The organism is Hymenobacter jejuensis (genome assembly GCF_006337165.1).
Taxonomy (GTDB): Bacteria; Bacteroidota; Bacteroidia; order Cytophagales; family Hymenobacteraceae; genus Hymenobacter; species Hymenobacter jejuensis.
The window spans coordinates 3,428,738-3,445,382 of the sequence record NZ_CP040896.1; the positions used below are offsets into that span (position 1 = coordinate 3,428,738).

A 16,645-nucleotide genomic window follows, 5' to 3' on the forward strand; every position below is an offset into this window, starting at 1 on the left:
GCAAAACAGCCTCGGCGCCATAAGCGTCGGGGCTGTTTCGTGTTTAGGCGGGTGATTTAGTGAAATTTCCGCAGTCGATTTTTGCTCAATTCGTAGCTGATAATGGCGGGCACATAGAACGTTACGTCCGCCAGCGCTTTCGCCAGCAGAATGCCCCCCGAAAAACTGCCGAGCCAAAGCGGTAAGTAATACATCAGGGCCGGGCGAATGATGAAACTGTCGGCCAGCTCGGCCACGCCAAACTCGACGGCCAGCGCGCGTACGTTCTTCAACAGCGTGTTTGTAGTGTACGGCTTGCCCAAGGCAAATCCTTGTTGGTGAGTACGATACACGTCACTTGCCAAAATGTAGCCGAAGTACGCCACGTTGCCGCTCCAGGTGCCCGCCAGCGCCGCCGTTACGCGGCTGCCGGTGCCGTGCCACGCCAGCCACGCGGCCACCAGCGTCGCTAGCAGCGAGAGCGCTTCGGCCGGCAGATAGCGTTTGAGCCATTCCTTGATTTTGGGCTTCATCTAAATCGGGGGAGTAGCAAGTGGTTGTTATATGTAAGTATTTGATAATAAGCTATTTATATAAAATAGATTTTTGTGCGCTGTTCCCTCAACAACGCAGAGCTTTTTTACGGCGTACAGAGAACCTCAACCAAACTTCCTACCTCCATGGCCGACCACTCCGAGAATCTCAACGACCACCTGTACGCAACCAACTTAGGCTTGGGCAGCATTCTCAGCAACGATACCTTCGCCCACGATCCAACTACGTTTATTGCTACCATCGACGGCTGGCTGCCCATGCTTCAGAACGCCGACAATGCTAAGTTGAAGGCCGCCGCTGCTGATTTACAGCAGCTTAAAGAGTACATGCGCAACGGCGACAAAACCCAGACGGGTGAAATGCTTCAGCGCCTGGGCGAACAGGCTTCGCGCGAGGCAAGCCACATTCATACGTGGGCCGGCGATCATCTGCACAACGGCATCGGCGACCAGCTGCGCCACTTGGGCCAGATCCTGATCATGGCTTCCGGTAATCTGAAGGTTTCGTAGGGCGAGCTTATCACCACCGAGCGCCGATAAGATTTTGGCCTTTCGGGCCGAGCCATTCTAACCTGTAACGGACGACTTTCACGCTTGTCAGCATACGTCTGGCTGCGCGGTGGCTATGCCCGAAGTTTTTTTGCTGGGGATAATGTCGTTTCGCATCAACAAATAAGCGGGTAGGGGGTATAGAAGGAAGTACTTGCTTTCCACCCAAGCCCCTTGCTCTCATGAATTCTTCAACTCCCACCGGCAGCGACCAGCTCAAGGCTACCCTAAGTGCGCTCAGTGGCGGCCTCGACGGCGCCGCTGCCGTGGCAGGCAGCAACCTCGACGGCTGGATCCAGATTCTGCAAGACTCTGATAACGTTGCGCTTACCGATATCGCCCACGAGCTGGAAAACCTGCAAGGCTACCTCCGCGGCGGCGATCGCGCCCAGATCAGCAGCTCCCTCCACACCTTAGGTCAGCACACGGCCAACGCCGCCAGTGCTGCCGAGGGTGATACCGTAGAGAAGCTCCACCAGCTAGGGCAAGCCCTTACCTCAGCGGCTAATCAACTGCGCTTCTAACGACAAAGGGCCGGTGCTGCAAAGCATCGGCCCTTTGTCGTTAGAAGGCTCATTACAAAGTGCTTATGTAGGAGAACTGCATTCACTTTTCCAAGCGTCTTGTAAGCGCTGACACGTTTTCAGGTGGTCTTAAGCACCTTTAGACGCCAGAATATCTACCATTTCAATGGTCGGCGGAGACGAAAATAAGTCGTCGGCGCTGGCCATGAGCGCTGCCGCGACTTTGCCTCCGAGGTGGGCTTTACGGCCTGCTTCATCGGGAAAGGTATCGAAGATGCCGAAAGTGCTGGGTCCGAGCTGGATGCCGTACCACGTAAGCGTAGCGGGCTCATCTTCTACCAACGGCAAGCCGCCGCGCAGAAACTCGGCAACGGCTTGTTCTTTTCCGGGCTTGGCTTCCAGCCGTACTAGCAATCCTACTTTGACCATGATGGTGGGGTTGAGGGTAAATGGTGTAACAAGTAAGCCCGGCAGCTACTGAATTGTTTGTGCAGAGCTAGGCTCCAGCAGCAGGCTACGATAAGCCGCTTGTCGGCTAGTACTACCCAACCCGATGCACCCATTCAAGCAAAAACGGCACTCCTGCTGAGGAGTGCCGTTTTTGCTTTGCAAGTGCTCGATTACCCGATTAATAACCTCTTGTGGTGTCGTCGCCGCGTGGATCGGCACCGCCTTCCAAGCGGCCGTCGGGCAGCACTCGGATTTCTTCCATGCGTCCCCACTTACCGCCCGGATTGATGGTATAGCCGCGACGGCGAAGCGTATCGGCGGCGGCGGGGAGCAGCGCCTTTTCCTCCGCGTCAATCTGATCGGGGAGCCACTGATGGTGCAAGCGCGGCGCGGCCACGGCCTGTTGGGCGTTCATGCCGTAGTCCAGGGTATTGATGATGCCTTGCAACACGCTGGTAATGATGGTACTACCGCCCGGCGTGCCAATGGCCATCTGAAGCTTGCCGTTTTTGGTCAGGAGCGCGGGCGTCATCGAAGACAGCATGCGCTTGCCCGGCGTAATGGCGTTGGCAACCCCACCTACCAAGCCGTAGGAGTTAGGGGTGCCGGGCTTGGAAGAAAAGTCATCCATCTCATTGTTAAGCAAAAAGCCTGCGCCGGCTACCACTACTTTGCTGCCGTATGCGCCGTTGAGCGTAGTCGTGCACGACACGGCATTACCCTGGGCATCCACCACGTTGTAGTGGGTAGTCTGGTCGCTCTCGTAGCCCGGAAGGCCGCTGCCGGCCGTTACCTCTTTGCTGGGCGTGGCACGGCCATTGGCATGTATAGTGCTCATCCTCTGGCGGTTGTATTTCGGGTTGAGGAGTTGGGCTACCGGCACCCGGCCAAAGTCGGGATCGCCGAGGTAGGTGGCGCGGTCGGCGTACACGCGGCGTTCGGCCTCGGTCAGCCAATGCACCGCCTGCGGCGAATGCCAGCCTGCTTTGCCCAAATCGTAAGGCTCCAGCATTTGCAGCATTTGCAGCAGGGCCACGCCGCCACTGCTGGGCGGCGGAAACGTGAGCACGTCGTAGCCACGGTACTGGCCGTGCAGCGGCGTGCGCCATTTGGCCTGATAACCCTGGAGATCCTGCTTGGTAATCAACCCGTTGCCGCGCTTCATCTCGGCCACGATCAGCGTAGCGGTTTCGCCTTCGTAAAAGCCCGCCCGGCCTTTGTCGCGGATGCGCTGCAAGGTGCGGGCGAGGTCGGGGTATTGTACCACATCACCTTCCTGCCACGGCCGGGTTTCGCCATCGGCCCGCACGTAAGCCGGGGCTACGCTGGCATTGTACTTGACGAACTCGGGACGAACGCGGTTGAAGCCGGCGGCTTCTTTGGCGGTGAGGCGCACGCCCCGAGCGGCCAGGTCGAGGGCGGGCTGCACGAGGTCGGCCCAGGGGAGTTTGCCCAGTTTTTTATGCACGACTTCCATGCCCGCCACAGTGCCGGGGATGCCCACCGCCAAATGACCGGCGGTGCTCCGTCCTGCAATCACATTACCCTGCGCATCGAGATACATGTCGCGAGTAGCTGCGGCGGGCGCTGTTTCGCGGAAATCAAGCGCGCCCTCGGTGCCGTCGGCGCCGCGGTAGAGCAAGAAACCGCCGCCGCCGATGTTGCCGGCCACGGGGAAGCACACGGCCAGCGCAAACTGCACGGCCACGGCCGCGTCGTAGGCGTTGCCGCCTTTCTGCAAAATTTCCAGCCCAATTCGCGAAGCCTCGGGATGTGCCGAGATGACCATGGCCTTGGTGGCCGTAACAGGAGCCGCCGCAGTGGGTGGCGTAGCCGCCAGAACGGCCGCGGCCTCGGGCACAGCCGTACGCGTAGCCGTAGTACAAGAGAGCAGCGCAGCGAGCGCTACGGGGTAAAAACGAACCTTCATAGGGGTGAAGATAGCCGACAAAGCGGCAATTGCGTTGGAAGAGGTCTTACTGATTTCGGTTATACTTTTGATTTGGTTCGTGCAATTTCGCTAACTACGTAGCTTTACCTTCGCTTCAACCTTCAACGCAATGGAACCTACTGTATCTCCTTTCACGCCGGCGCTGCCCCTCGTCGAACAAGACCCGTGGCTGGCGCCTTACGAACCGGTGCTGCTGGCCCGGCAACAGCGCCTCAAGCAGCGCCTCGAAGCCATTGCTCAGGAACATGGTTCACTGGCCAAATTTGCCACCGCCCACCAACGCCTAGGCCTGAACTACGATTCGCGCCGCAAAGGGTATTGGTACCGCGAGTGGGCACCGGCCGCGCAGGCCCTGTCGCTGGTCGGGGACTTCAACGGCTGGGACCGCCAAGCGACGCCGCTCCAAAAAGGCGCTGATGGCGTGTGGGAGGTGTTTTTGCCCGACAAACAGTACCGCGACGTGCTCACCCACGGCAGCCACTACAAAGTACACGTCGTGACGGCGAAAGGAGCCAAAGACCGCTTGCCGGCCACGTTGCGCCGCGCCGTGCAAAACGACCAAACCAAAGATTTTTCGGGCCAGGTCTGGCGCCCCGAAACGCCGTTCATATGGACGGATCAGAAGTTTCGGGTGCAGAACTACGTGCGGGAACCCTTCATCTACGAATGCCACGTCGGCATGGCTACCGAAGAAGCGCGGATCGGCACGTACGTAGAATTCGCCGAAAACGTGCTCCCGCGGGTGCAGGCGCTGGGCTACAACTGCATCCAGCTGATGGCCGTGATGGAGCATCCGTATTACGGGTCGTTTGGGTACCACGTAGCCAACTTTTTTGGGGTGTCGTCGCGATTCGGTACACCCGAAGAGCTCAAGCATCTGGTAAATGAGGCACACAGCCGCGGCATTGCGGTGCTTCTGGATGTAGTTCATTCTCACGCCGTTAAGAACGAAGCCGAAGGCTTAGCCGACTTCGATGGCTCGGGCGGGCAGTATTTTCACGAAGGCGGGCGGGGCAATCATCCTGGCTGGGATTCCAAGCTATTTGACTACGGCAAGCCCGAGGTGCAGCAGTTTTTGCTGTCCAACCTGCGCTACTGGCTCGAAGAGTTTCACTTCGACGGCTTCCGCTTCGACGGTGTCACGTCGATGCTGTACCACCACCACGGCGAGGGCACTGCTTTCTCAAATTACGACCAATACTTTGGCCCTGAGGTAGATGACGATGCCATTCTGTATCTGCAACTGGCTACTACGCTGGTGCACGAGCTGCGCCGCGGGGCGTTGCTCATCGCCGAAGACATGAGCGGTATGCCCGGCTTGTGCCGCCCGGTGGCCGAAGGCGGCGTCGGGTTTGACTACCGATTGGGCATGGGCATTCCGGATTTCTGGATCAAGCTGCTCAAGCACACCCGCGACGAAAACTGGAACTTGGGCGAACTCTGGTACACGCTCACCAACCGCCGAACCGGTGAAAAAACCGTCGCCTACGCCGAATCGCACGACCAGGCGTTGGTCGGTGATAAAACCTTGTCGCACTGGTTGATAGATGCCGACATCTACACCCACATGCAGCGCAACGACCCCAGCCCGGTGGTGGCGCGGGGCATTGCGCTGCACAAAATGATTCGGTTGGTGACGCTGGCCCTGGGCGGCGAGGCATACCTGAACTTTATCGGCAACGAGTTTGGCCACCCCGAATGGGTCGATTTCCCGCGGGAGGGCAACAACTGGAGCCACCACTATGCCCGGAGGCAGTGGTCATTGGCCGACAACCCCGACTTGAAATACCAATGCTTGCTCGCCTTCGACAAAGCCATGGTGCTGATGGCGCGGCAGCGGCGCCTGCTCGCGGCCCCTCATGCGCACCAGTTGAACATGGACACCAACAACCAAGTGCTCATTTTCGAGCGCGCTGGCCTGATTTTCATCTTCAACTTCCATGTCGATCGGAGCATTCCGGACTACCGCTTCTTTGTGCCCCACCCCGGCCGCTACCGCATCATCCTCAACTCCGACGACTCGGCCTTCGATGGCTTCAACCGCGTCGACTCCACCCTGACCTACGATACCTTCGTCGAAGACGAAGTCAACAAGCTGAGCCTCTACATTACCAGCCGTACGGCATTGGTGCTCTCCTTGGGATAACTAATTGTTAATAAAGTACTTACAAAACAAAGGTGGGCGGCTTCCCTTGATTCTAGGGAAGCCGCCCACCTTTGTTTTGTAAACTATTTGTAAACCAGAACTTAGCTCAGTTTGCGTCCTTCAGCAACGAGGTTGATCGCCTCTTGGATGCGTTTGAAACGGGCTTCTGGCTTTTTGGCGCGGCTAATCCAGAGGGCGAATTTCTGCCGCTGGTTGTAGGCCAATTGGTCAAACTTGGTGCGCAGACCGGCTTTGTCGAGGGCGCGGGCCAGATCTTCGGGCACTTCGATGGCGCTTTCCTCGGTGTCGGGAGCCAGCACGACGTGCACCGTTTCACCCCAGGTTTTGCCAATCGTGTTGCGGATTTGCTTGCGGATGGTCAGGATGTGCTCGCCGTCGGCGGCAGGAGTGAGGGGCAAACGAAAAGGAAAGCCATCGATGGTGCCGCGTACGTGCAGCAAGCCGCGCTGTCCATACACGTCAGGCACGCTAAACGGCACCGTTAAAAACACACCTCCATCCGCGTTGTGCAGTTCGAGGGGCGCGTCAAACGCTTGTTCTTGGGAATCAGACATAAAAGCGAAAAGCAGAAATCAGCTGGCAAGGCAATAAGGCACTTGAGCGCCGAAGGTAACGCCTTTCCGCGGCGTTCGCTGCGCCGTGGGGTGCGCCTAAAAGCCGATCTAGGGGGTAAGTGCTTGATCTATAATTAGATACCGTTATGCGCTGATGCTCTTTGCAAGATGCCCTGCACTACGCCGCCCAGGTTTTCAGCCGAAATATTGGCGGGTTGCACGCTGATGCGCTGTGCCGGCACTGCGTAGCTGTTTTGGAGGCGCTGCGAGATCTCCTCGGTAGCCGCCAGCACGACGTCGGCACGGCGCAACGCAAGGCGCTCGAGAGCCAGCACCCAGCCGCGGTCGTCGTGCGAGTCGCGGTCGAGGGCCAGCGATTGCACGTGCAGCACCAGCGGCCGCCCCGTCAGCTGACGGATTTCCAGCGCCGCCAGCCACGACTGCCAGTCTGCCGCGTAAATCACGCCGAAGCTCTGGTTGGTAGCCAAGCGCGTAGCAAACCGGGCGTACTGAATGACTTTGAAATTGAGCCCGTCTCCCTCCGAGAGGTCGGAGCGCAGAATGGCCACGGCTTCTTCTGCCGACGCATGCTCAGCCACCGTCAGAATAGACGTTAGCGGCGATGCTACGGTGTCGGTAGCCGGCGGTATGTCGGTTTCGTTCGGAATAACATCCGGGGTGATGTTGTCCTCCGGTTGCGATAAGTCGTTGGCTTCGCCCGCGTCGGGCTCGGCTGGCTGAGCAAATTCATCGCTGTTTTGAAGATCGAGCAGGGCGACGGAGCTAGCTTCGCTGGCTTGAGCAAGGTCTTCGGAGCCTGAAGCACTGCTGCCCACATAAGGGGCCGAGGGACTTTGCCAGGCGCCTGCCGTATCGCGAACGGGAAAAAGCTGCAAGGCTTCCAGTTCTGCCATCGACAAGTCGCCGAGGCCAATGACGCGGCCATTCGGCAGCGAGTAACCCGACGCAGGCAGGTGAGGTAATACGAGCGACAGATCGGTTTGGGCGGCCAGGGCTTGCGCCAGGGGGAGAGTAGCCAGATGGGACCGATCTTGGGTCTTCGGCGTATCATCCCAGCCCAACAACAGCACCTTCAGACTTGGCATTTCCATGAGCAGGCGAAACAGAGATAGGGGGATAGGGACAAGGTAGATAAAAAAATGTGTTGCAATGACGCCACAAGGTCTTTTATATCAAGCTCAGCAGCAGGATAAATATTTTCGTCCCAATCGTTTTTACCTTGCGGTCTTAACTGGGCAGTACGAACCGATTTACACCCTTTTAGCCCACCCTTCTCGATAGCATACCCATGGCGGATACAGTCCAGGAACACAATTACATGATCAACGACCTGGCCACCCGGGGGAAGCAGGAGCACTTCCCCGGTCAGGTTTTAACTTGTCAGCAGGATGGCAACACGTTCATTTTCATATGCAATAACGGGGTAAAGCTGAGCTTATCCGTCGTGACGGACAAAATTCTGCGGTTTCGCTACGCTACCGACGGCCGTTTTGCTCCCGACTTTAGCTACGCGGTGCCCGCCGACCTGCCGCGGCCCAAAGTAGAATTTCTGGAGTTTCGCGAAAAGCCTGATCACTACCGCATTACCACCGACCGCCTCATCTGCACCATTGCCAAGCAGGATACGCACACCCGCGTGCTCGACCGCTCGGGTAATGTGCTGTGCGAAGACGAAAAAGGCTTTCACTGGGAGCACAACGACGACACCGGCAATGACATCGTGAAGATGAGCAAGCAGGTACAAAGCGGTGTGCATTACTACGGCCTCGGCGACAAGCCCGACAACATGAACCTGCGCGGCAAGCGCTTCACCAACTGGGGCTCCGATACTTACGGCTACGTCAAAGGCTCCGACCCGCTGTACAAGAACATTCCGTTCTATCTGGTTCTGCATCAGAAGATTGCGCACGGCATCTTCTTCGATAATACGTTCAAGTCGTTCTTCGACTTTGCCGCCGAGCGCGCCGATGTGACCAGCTTCTGGGCTCAGGGCGGCGAGATGAACTACTACTTCATCTACGGCCCTGCACTCACCGAAGTCACCCAGGAATATACGCGCCTGACGTGCCCACCCGAGCTGCCCCCGCTGTGGGCGCTGGGCTACCACCAGTGCAAATGGAGTTACTTCCCGGAAAGCACGGTCAAGCAGATTGCGAATGGGTTTCGGGAACGCAGTATCCCCTGCGACGCCATCTACCTCGACATCGACTACATGGACGGCTACCGCTGCTTTACGTGGTCGCCGGCACATTTTCCGGAGCCGAAGCGCATGGTGCAGGAGCTGGCGAAGGATGGCTTCAAAACCATCGTCATCATCGATCCGGGCATCAAAATCGACCCGAACTATTCGGTGTACACCGAGGGCTTGGAGAAAGATTATTTCTGCCGCCGCGCCGACGGACCGCTGATGAAAGGTTCGGTGTGGCCCGGCTTGTGCAACTTCCCCGATTTCACCCGCCCCGATGTACGCGAATGGTGGGCTGGCCTGTTCAAAGGCCTGATTGCCGAAGACGGCGTGAAAGGCGTGTGGAATGACATGAATGAGCCGGCGGTGTTCGAGCGCGGCACCTTCCCCGACGACGTGCGTTTCGACTACGACGGCCACCCCAGCTCGCACGCCAAAGCGCACAACATCTACGGCATGCAGATGGCCCGCGCCACGGCCGATGGCGTCAAGCGGTTTAGCTATCCTAACCGGCCGTTTACCATCACGCGCAGTACCTATTCTGGCGGGCAGCGGTATTCGTCGGCCTGGACTGGCGACAACCTGGCTTCTTGGGAGCATTTGTGGCTGGCCAACATTCAGTGTCAGCGCTTGAGTATCAGCGGGTTCTCGTTTGTGGGTTCCGACGTGGGCGGCTTTATCGACACGCCCGACGCGGAACTGTACGTTCGCTGGATAGCGCTGGCGGCGTTTCATCCGTTCTTCCGCACGCACAGCTCCGGCGACCACGGCGACCAAGAACCTTGGTCGTTTGGCGAGCAGGCCACTGAGCTAGCGAAGCGCTTCATTGAGCTGCGCTACCAGCTGCTGCCCTACATCTACACGGCTTTTTGGCAGTACGTGCAGGAAGGCACGCCCATGCTGCGCCCGCTCACGTTCATCGACCAGGCCGATACCGAAACGTACCTGCGCATGGCTGAATTCTCCCTTGGCGATCATCTGTTGGTGTGCCCCATCACGCAAGCCGGCGCCGACGGCCGCTGGATGTACCTGCCCCGCGGCGACTGGTACTACTACTGGACCGACGAGCCCAAATCGGGCGGCGCCGAAGTGTGGGCCAGCGCGCCCGTAGATCGTATTCCGCTGTTTATCAAGGCTGGAGCCGTGATTCCGTTTTATCCGGTGATGCAATTTGTGGGCGAAAAAGTAGTGGAAGAAGTGACTCTGCACGTCTACTACAAAAACGGCGCGGAAAGCAGCGTCCTCTACGACGACGGCGGCGAAGGTTACGGCTACCAGGAGGGCAACAGTACCACCCGGCGCTTCACCGTAACGGGTAATGATAATCAATTGACTGTCAATCAAATATCAGAGGGTGGATATCAGCCCACATACAAAACCTACAAGCTGATTGTGCACGGACTGCCTTTCGCGCCGGCCACCATCACAGCGGACGGAACGGAAGTGGAAATCACTGAGTTTGCTTCGGAAAGTGGCTTTACGCTACCTCAGGCCGTACTGACAGTGGATTTTAAAGAAGTTATCCTAAACTAATATTTTGATAATCAGTGTATTAACAAAAGCCCCGATTCCATTGGAATCGGGGCTTTTGTTTTGCTGCTAGCAGCAGTAAGCAATAAGGGGGCGGCGTTATTGCTTTATGTGTTCCTGCAAATACTGATATACCTCGGGGTTCGAGAGCAGCGTGCCGTGATTGAGCTTGGGGAAAACCTTGGTAGCTACTTGGTTATCAGCGGGTAAAGCTGGGTTTCCGAAGATGCGACCAATGGCGCTGCCACCGCCCACAAGGCCGTCGCCGAAGTAGTGATCGAGTGCCGAGCTGGCCGTTTTGAGCAGCGAGCCCACCAATACGTGGTAATGCACGCCGGGCAGCGGTGGTACCGTTGTGCGCGGCGGAAACAAGTCGTCGGCATGCGGATTTTGCCAGTCTTCGTCCACCAGAAAAGCGTGGCGCAAGTCCTTGATGCCGCTGCTGCGCTGGTCCATGGCTTTGCTTAGCAGGCGCGTGGGCGCAATGTCGATTTTGCGCAGCACTACGGAAGTCAGGTGGCTGTTTTGCTCCAGGAAAGAGCCTTCGTTGGGCACGCCCAGCAAAAATACCGACCGCAGCCGTGCTATCCAGGGCGCGGGTTGTTTTGGCTCGCGGGTGCCGTAGTAACCCGCGCTGCGAATTACCAAGCCTCCCATTGAGTGCCCGATCAGCACTAGCTCGCTAATCAGTTCGGGATAAGTGGTAACTAAATCGGTCAGCAACTCATTGAATAACTGGCCGTTATGCGATATGTGTAAGCCGCTGTTATAGCGCACATACAGACACCGAACTCCAGCTTCGCGTTGTAGCAAAGGGCCGTAGCGGGGCGCGTTGGGGGCTCCTGCTTGCCAGATCTGTTCATCGCCCATTAGGCCGTGCAGAAACACCACCGTTTTTTGCCGTTCACGGCCCAACTGCAACCGGGCCACCGGCACATCGGCGTTGTGCTGGCGGAAGCTCATCTGGATGGCGCGCCGATCGTGGCGCGCCGCCAACTGGTCGCCGATGGCACCATTGAGGATAGGGAGGGTGAAGTGCTGGTAAGTTTGCCCGGTGCGGTACAAATAATCGAGCCCGTTGAATGGCAAGCTCACGGCGCGCCGGGCGGCAGCCGTAGCGCGGCGCCACCGGGAAGGTTTTCCGGCTCCTTCTGAATCGGGAGCAGAATCGGCGGCGGAATCTTCTTCGGTCACTGAATCAGGAGTTTGCGCGTCAGCGGACCAGCGGGTGTGCTAAGGTGCAGCAGGTACAGACCGGCTGGCTGGCCCCGCAAATCGATGGTGCGGCCACCGGAGGTGTTAAGTGCGCGCTCTTCTTGCCGCACCACGCGTCCCATGGGATCCGTAACGGTAAAAGGCGCAGTCGCTACGCCCAAAGCCGTGGGAGAGGTCAGCCGAAACTCACCGGCGGCGCTGGGATTGGGGTACACACTCAGGGCGGCTTCCAGTTGCGAGTTTTTTGCGGCCGTAACGGTGCCCGTCAGCGTGATGTCGTCTACGAAAAGAGCGGTACCGGCAGTGCGTTTGACTGCAACACCCGACGCAAACGCAATGCGCAGGGTATCAGGGGTATCGGTACGGCGATAGCGAATGGGTAGATCGGTCAGGGAATACGTAGCTGTGGGTTTGAGCAATAAAATAGTGTCGCCCACGATCAGCGGCACGCGGTTTACGGTGCGGGTAAGTACGATGAGCACAAATGCCGAATCGGTGGCGGCCGTGGTACCGGTCAGCTTGTACGAAAATTGAAGCCGAGTCGGGCGAGAGGTGTAAGGCAAGCCCCCAAAACCGTTGATGCTGGCGGCGGCGCTGGCAAGGTCGGTGAACGTGACAGGCTTAAGCTTGGAGCCCAACAGCAAAATACCCGGCACCGGCCCCAGCAACGCACTTAGGATGGTGGTTTTGGTTTCCAGCTTAGCCGCAAAGCTGCCACCCTGATGATCCGTTGATTTAGAAACGGTACCGGTATTTAGCAGCGACGGAATTCCTGCGGCGGCAAGCACGTCGTCGGTCGTAAGCCAGCTCTGCGGGACGTCGCCGCCGTTGCGCGTTTGCCAGGTTTCCATGGTGCCGTTGGGTACGGCCTGCTGCGCCTGGGCGCTAGGTGCAGCCGCTAATAATATGGTAGTCAGAGAAATACAAACGTGTAGAAATGCTTTCATCATCGAACGTGAAATAATGACAGAGAACCGACGGCTAAATAAGGCAGGTTACCAAATGTACCTTATCACATGATAAATAGCATTCTTCAGGCAAAAAGAAATCGTTGAGCCCTTCTGCTACGCAGAAATGCCCTGCTTAGGGGGTTTGGGGAGGCCCAATAGACTCAACAAGGCGCCTGCGAATAATCCTGTTATCAGTCCCCCTACGTGCGCGGCGTTGTCTGTGTTGGCTTCGAGGCCCGCAACCAGGCTGTTGAGCACCATATACAGCATAAACCACAGCAAGCTCAGCCGCTCCGCGCGGCTCATGGGCACTGCGCGTAGGGCCGCCAGCGCCAGCAGCAGGCCGTATAGCCCAAAAATGGCGCCCGAGGCTCCAACCGAATTGACGCCCTGCGTATGCCACGCCAAGCTGAATAAGCTGCCGCCCACGCCGCTACACACATACACCAGCAATAGGCGCCCGCGTCCAACCAAGGGTTCGCTGAGCAGCCCCAGAAACAGTAACGCGCTCAGGTTCAACAGCAAATGCGCGGGTCCGCCGTGCAGAAAGCAGCTGGTAAGCAGCCGCCAGGGCTGCCCAGGCAGCGTGAGCGGAGAAAAATTGGAGCCCCAAGCCACCAAATCCACGCCAGCAGGGGTAAAGACGTTTACACCGCTCAAGGCCATCAGGGCGAAAACCAGCAGGTTAGCGTCGATCAGCAGCGGCGTGACGAAATATGTTTTGGTGGGCCAAAACACGGTTTGCAGCAACTTGCGCGCAAGCTGACCGGTGCTCTCATCGGGTGGGGCAACGGGGGCCGACGCTGGCTTTTCTGCGTCCGGAAGCTCCCGCGGAATCAGCTCGCGGCGCTGGAGCTCCTGCACGGCGGCCTGCACCAGCCCTTGCGGATACCGCTGGGGGTTCTGCACCAAATACAGGAGTTCTGCATCCGATTTTTGCGCAAAATGCTCGTTGGGAGCCGCCGGTTCAGCCATGGTAAATAGTTGGCTGGTAATTAGTTATAAATCGACGTGTTTCATGATGAGCGCCGTGGTTGTGGTGTCGCGCAGGGCCCGCAGCATGTCGTCGACGGGGGCTACGGCGTCGGCTACTTGCTTGTCCAGCACGGGTTGGCCGTTGAGGTAGTTGGTACGCATGTAGCTTAACGCCGACATGCGGCGGTTGGCAACGTCGTGCATTACATCGACGCGGTCTTTCATCACCGGGCCCAGCTTGTGGCTGTAGAGCAGGGCTTTGGTGAGGTAGTGCCACTTTTCGTACACCAGCGCGGCCTGGCCGGGGAAAGCCGAATCGAGCTTGGCGGCGGTAATTTGCTTGAGCAGGTAATCTGACTGATGCTCCGCTGACCAGAAGCGCCGGCTCAGTTCCAGATAGTTTTTCTTAAACGACGGGTTGGCGCGCTCTGCTTTGGGTACATGACGCAAATCACGCTGAACTTGCTTTTCAGTAAGCGCCTCGAAACCAGGCATTTGGTGTGATTCCACGGTTTCCAGCACAATGGGCTTGCTGCTGTGCACGACCGGTGGCGGAGAGCGGTGAAGGTGAAAGAGAAAATAGGCCGCCACAGCCACCACCAGAATGCCAATGCCCAATGCCGGCCCTAGCCACGTCCGGTCGGGCGTTTCTTCCTCCGCGTACTGTGGCACCGGAATCTCGGCTTGCGGCGGGCCCAGCGTCAGAATATTTACGCCGCGGCGCTGGAGCTCGCGGCGGGCGGCGGCAATGATATCGGCGTGGTAATAATCAGGATTGCGCGCCAGAAAAATCAGCTCGTCGGTGGTTTTTTGGCTAAGAGAATCGGACTCGGATTGCATGCTGAAATAAGGAGGAAAAGCGTAATTCTTCGGCTTAAACGAAGTTCCAAGTTGGGCAAAAGAAGCGGCAAAACCGCATCTCCAAATCCGAACCGACACGGCGGGGGCGCGTATAGGAGAAGGACTCGTGCGTATTCACCTTACCACCCCGATCATGCAAGACGACGAACCAGTACAAGACGCCCGCGACCAAGAGCAGCCCACGGCTTCTCAATCCAACCAAGCCGGCCTGGCCGACAAGCGCCAGCCCGAAGGACGACAGTTTGCCGGCAGTTCCGAAGCCCTCCGCGGCAACAACGCCGACGACAGCTCCGGTAGCGGCGGCACCGAAGGCGGCAAAGAAATCAAAGGCCGCAACGTTGCTCACGGCACCCACTACGAAGCGCCCGGCAACGCCGACGAAGGCGACGTAGGCGGCAGCACTACCAGCAGCGGCACCGGCGTGTCGGGTGGCGAAACGGGGAAAGTCAACCTGTAGGCTTAGTTTTTAATCACTTATTGATAATTCATAAATAGTTGATTGTCAATAAATTATATAAATGAAAATCATGGCAGATAATTCGCAGAACAACAGCCAGAGCACGCCCAATGAAGAGGACGAGCAAGCCGTAACCCGCGGTCAGAACGTGGATAGCCAAAACGCCATCAGCAACCAGCGCGGCACGCCCAACCACCCGATCGACACCGAAAGCACCCAGCAACACATGGGCAGCGGAGCCGGCATTCGGGGGGATTACGGCAACAGCAGCGAGACCAATGCCCTGAATTCCAGCGCCGATAAGGACGAGGAAAGCTTAGAGGATGGCGTTAATGACCAACCCAACAGCTAACAGCGTATCGGCCCTCGCTGAGATTTCAGCCTTTTACATCGTGCCGGGAGTGTATCTTCCGGCGCGATGATTTTTTATATCCCTTCCCGACTTGCCGGACTGCTCGCCGCCGCGAGCGTGCTGCTAACCGTGCCCGCACAAGCACAAGTGGGCAGCCCGTTGCGGCGCGTGCTGCGCACCGATACGTCGGCGGTGGTGCGCAAAGTGCTGGCCCACCCCGATGCGTATCGGCTACAGATTTTGTACACCCAAATCGACCGCGACGCGCAGAACCAGCCGCATTTTCGCACCTATAAATACCGTGTGCACCCGCGGCGCTATTTTTATCCGGCCAGCACCGTGAAGTTGCCCGCGGCCGTTCTGGCGCTGGAAAAGCTGCGCGCCCTACGGAGCCAGATTCCAGAGTTCACCCCCGAGTCGCCGCTACGCATCGATTCGGCCTATGAAGGCCAAACGCGAGTGGTGCGCGATACGTCGGCGGCAACGGGGCGCGCCAGCATTGCGCAATACGTGCGCAAAGTGTTGCTGGTCAGCGACAACGATGCGTTTAATAGGCTATATGAGTTTGTAGGACGAAGCCAGTTGCGGTACGGCCTGCGCCGGCGTGGCTACCACAATACCCGATTGTTGCATCGGTTGTCAGTCGGCGATAAGGGGTTTAGCGCCTTGCATACCAACCCGTTCGCATTTTACGCCGACACGGCTCTGGAGCGGCCTATTTATGTGCAGCCTGCGGCCGCCGCCAAGGCAGAGGTGATGCAGGAATTGCCGCGCCGGGGCGAGAAAATCGGAAAAGCTTACATGGATGGCGATAAGCTCATTAACGAGCCCATGGACTTCAGCCAAAAGAATTTTGTTTCGCTGGCCGATCAGCAAAATATCCTCAAATCGGTGTTATTTCCCGGCGCGGTACCGGCCAAAAACCGCTTCGCACTGGCTCCCGACGATTATCAGTTTCTGCGGCGCTACCTGTCGATGTTGCCGCGCGAGAGCGATCACCCGCGCTACGACGCGGCCCATTACCCCGACAACTACGCCAAATTCTTGCTGGCAGGCGGCGCTCCCGCGCCGTTGCTGCCCAATGTGCGCATCTTCAACAAGATAGGGCAGGCCTACGGCTTTTTGATTGATAATGCGTACATAGTTGATTATGAGCATAATATAGAATTTATGCTCAGTGCCGTTATCTACGTCAACTCCGATGAAGTACTCAACGACGACCACTACGATTACGACGCCGTTGGCTTTCCGTTTTTGCACGATCTGGGCCACGCCGTGTATCGGCGGGAGCTAGCTCGTACCCGCAAGCACCGGCCCGACTTGCGCGAGTTTCAACTGAAGTATTCGCAGTAGAATTCCGCTTATGCTTGC

16 protein-coding genes are annotated in these 16,645 nt (G+C 57.9%); 7 read left to right on the forward strand and 9 right to left on the reverse strand.

The features are described from left to right. Nucleotides 1-56: 56 nt before the first annotated feature. On the reverse strand, nt 57-512 hold the full coding sequence (locus FHG12_RS14250) for a hypothetical protein (protein WP_139516364.1): 456 nt from the start codon (nt 510-512) through the stop codon (nt 57-59). A gap of 147 nt (nt 513-659) precedes the next feature. On the opposite strand from FHG12_RS14250, the gene FHG12_RS14255 reads away from it, so the two are divergent. Both FHG12_RS14255 and FHG12_RS14260 read left to right on the forward strand, forming a co-directional pair. Beyond that, nucleotides 660-1,043, forward strand: coding sequence for a hypothetical protein (locus FHG12_RS14255; RefSeq protein ID WP_139516365.1), 384 nt, complete (start codon nt 660-662; stop codon nt 1,041-1,043). Nucleotides 1,044-1,264: 221 nt separating this feature from the next. Beyond that, entirely contained in the window at nt 1,265-1,606 is a 342-nt protein-coding gene (locus FHG12_RS14260) for a hypothetical protein (protein ID WP_139516366.1), read from the forward strand. Between the two features lie 129 nt (nt 1,607-1,735). On the opposite strand, the gene FHG12_RS14265 is transcribed toward FHG12_RS14260, so the two are convergent. Beyond that, nucleotides 1,736-2,035: a putative quinol monooxygenase gene (locus tag FHG12_RS14265; protein ID WP_139516367.1), complete on the reverse strand. Its 300-nt coding sequence runs from the start codon at nt 2,033-2,035 to the stop codon at nt 1,736-1,738. Nucleotides 2,036-2,234: 199 nt separating this feature from the next. Then, complete coding sequence (gene ggt / locus FHG12_RS14270) at nt 2,235-3,986, reverse strand: gamma-glutamyltransferase (protein WP_139516368.1); 1,752 nt, start codon at nt 3,984-3,986, stop codon at nt 2,235-2,237. Nucleotides 3,987-4,116: 130 nt separating this feature from the next. Here ggt and FHG12_RS14275 point away from each other — a divergent pair, with 130 nt between their 5' ends. Beyond that, entirely contained in the window at nt 4,117-6,153 is a 2,037-nt protein-coding gene (locus tag FHG12_RS14275; RefSeq protein ID WP_139516369.1) for an alpha amylase C-terminal domain-containing protein, read from the forward strand. Nucleotides 6,154-6,254: 101 nt separating this feature from the next. Here FHG12_RS14275 and FHG12_RS14280 read toward each other — a convergent pair whose 3' ends face one another. After that, entirely contained in the window at nt 6,255-6,728 is a 474-nt protein-coding gene (locus FHG12_RS14280) for a YdeI/OmpD-associated family protein (protein ID WP_139516370.1), read from the reverse strand. A gap of 134 nt (nt 6,729-6,862) precedes the next feature. After that, nucleotides 6,863-7,834 (reverse strand): glycosyltransferase, encoded by a 972-nt coding sequence (locus FHG12_RS14285; protein ID WP_230471131.1) that lies wholly within the window; start codon nt 7,832-7,834, stop codon nt 6,863-6,865. A gap of 203 nt (nt 7,835-8,037) precedes the next feature. On the opposite strand from FHG12_RS14285, the gene FHG12_RS14290 reads away from it, so the two are divergent. Continuing rightward, on the forward strand, nt 8,038-10,467 hold the full coding sequence (locus FHG12_RS14290; protein ID WP_230471132.1) for a glycoside hydrolase family 31 protein: 2,430 nt from the start codon (nt 8,038-8,040) through the stop codon (nt 10,465-10,467). A gap of 96 nt (nt 10,468-10,563) precedes the next feature. On the opposite strand, the gene FHG12_RS14295 is transcribed toward FHG12_RS14290, so the two are convergent. From FHG12_RS14295 to FHG12_RS14310, 4 genes are all read right to left on the reverse strand, one after another. Beyond that, a complete protein-coding gene (locus FHG12_RS14295) occupies nt 10,564-11,658 on the reverse strand; it encodes an esterase/lipase family protein (RefSeq protein WP_139516372.1) in 1,095 nt (364 codons plus the stop codon). Continuing rightward, nucleotides 11,655-12,629, reverse strand: coding sequence for a T9SS type A sorting domain-containing protein (locus FHG12_RS14300; protein ID WP_139516373.1), 975 nt, complete (start codon nt 12,627-12,629; stop codon nt 11,655-11,657). Before FHG12_RS14300 ends, FHG12_RS14295 begins: the two co-directional genes overlap by 4 nt. A gap of 114 nt (nt 12,630-12,743) precedes the next feature. Further along, on the reverse strand, nt 12,744-13,604 hold the full coding sequence (locus FHG12_RS14305; RefSeq protein ID WP_139516374.1) for a rhomboid family intramembrane serine protease: 861 nt from the start codon (nt 13,602-13,604) through the stop codon (nt 12,744-12,746). A gap of 24 nt (nt 13,605-13,628) precedes the next feature. Further along, nucleotides 13,629-14,444, reverse strand: coding sequence for a hypothetical protein (locus tag FHG12_RS14310; protein WP_139516375.1), 816 nt, complete (start codon nt 14,442-14,444; stop codon nt 13,629-13,631). Nucleotides 14,445-14,598: 154 nt separating this feature from the next. On the opposite strand from FHG12_RS14310, the gene FHG12_RS14315 reads away from it, so the two are divergent. The 3 genes from FHG12_RS14315 to FHG12_RS14325 all read left to right on the forward strand — a co-directional run bounded on the left by FHG12_RS14315 (nt 14,599) and on the right by FHG12_RS14325 (nt 16,627). Beyond that, nucleotides 14,599-14,922: a hypothetical protein gene (locus FHG12_RS14315; protein WP_139516376.1), complete on the forward strand. Its 324-nt coding sequence runs from the start codon at nt 14,599-14,601 to the stop codon at nt 14,920-14,922. Between the two features lie 70 nt (nt 14,923-14,992). Continuing rightward, nucleotides 14,993-15,274: a hypothetical protein gene (locus FHG12_RS14320; RefSeq protein ID WP_139516377.1), complete on the forward strand. Its 282-nt coding sequence runs from the start codon at nt 14,993-14,995 to the stop codon at nt 15,272-15,274. A 66-nt stretch (nt 15,275-15,340) separates the two neighbouring features. Further along, entirely contained in the window at nt 15,341-16,627 is a 1,287-nt protein-coding gene (locus FHG12_RS14325; protein ID WP_139516378.1) for a serine hydrolase, read from the forward strand. Nucleotides 16,628-16,645 lie beyond the last annotated feature (18 nt).

Bases quoted from the DNA above. Each gene is read 5' to 3' on its own strand.
- FHG12_RS14250 (WP_139516364.1), bottom strand. From the start codon at position 512: ATGAAGCCCAAAATCAAGGAATGGCTCAAACGCTATCTGCCGGCCGAA.
- FHG12_RS14255 (WP_139516365.1), top strand. From the start codon at position 660: ATGGCCGACCACTCCGAGAATCTCAACGACCACCTGTACGCAACCAAC.
- FHG12_RS14260 (WP_139516366.1), top strand. From the start codon at position 1,265: ATGAATTCTTCAACTCCCACCGGCAGCGACCAGCTCAAGGCTACCCTA.
- FHG12_RS14265 (WP_139516367.1), bottom strand. From the start codon at position 2,035: ATGGTCAAAGTAGGATTGCTAGTACGGCTGGAAGCCAAGCCCGGAAAA.
- ggt (WP_139516368.1), bottom strand. From the start codon at position 3,986: ATGAAGGTTCGTTTTTACCCCGTAGCGCTCGCTGCGCTGCTCTCTTGT.
- FHG12_RS14275 (WP_139516369.1), top strand. From the start codon at position 4,117: ATGGAACCTACTGTATCTCCTTTCACGCCGGCGCTGCCCCTCGTCGAA.
- FHG12_RS14280 (WP_139516370.1), bottom strand. From the start codon at position 6,728: ATGTCTGATTCCCAAGAACAAGCGTTTGACGCGCCCCTCGAACTGCAC.
- FHG12_RS14285 (WP_230471131.1), bottom strand. From the start codon at position 7,834: ATGCCAAGTCTGAAGGTGCTGTTGTTGGGCTGGGATGATACGCCGAAG.
- FHG12_RS14290 (WP_230471132.1), top strand. From the start codon at position 8,038: ATGGCGGATACAGTCCAGGAACACAATTACATGATCAACGACCTGGCC.
- FHG12_RS14300 (WP_139516373.1), bottom strand. From the start codon at position 12,629: ATGATGAAAGCATTTCTACACGTTTGTATTTCTCTGACTACCATATTA.
- FHG12_RS14305 (WP_139516374.1), bottom strand. From the start codon at position 13,604: ATGGCTGAACCGGCGGCTCCCAACGAGCATTTTGCGCAAAAATCGGAT.
- FHG12_RS14310 (WP_139516375.1), bottom strand. From the start codon at position 14,444: ATGCAATCCGAGTCCGATTCTCTTAGCCAAAAAACCACCGACGAGCTG.
- FHG12_RS14315 (WP_139516376.1), top strand. From the start codon at position 14,599: ATGCAAGACGACGAACCAGTACAAGACGCCCGCGACCAAGAGCAGCCC.
- FHG12_RS14320 (WP_139516377.1), top strand. From the start codon at position 14,993: ATGGCAGATAATTCGCAGAACAACAGCCAGAGCACGCCCAATGAAGAG.
- FHG12_RS14325 (WP_139516378.1), top strand. From the start codon at position 15,341: ATGATTTTTTATATCCCTTCCCGACTTGCCGGACTGCTCGCCGCCGCG.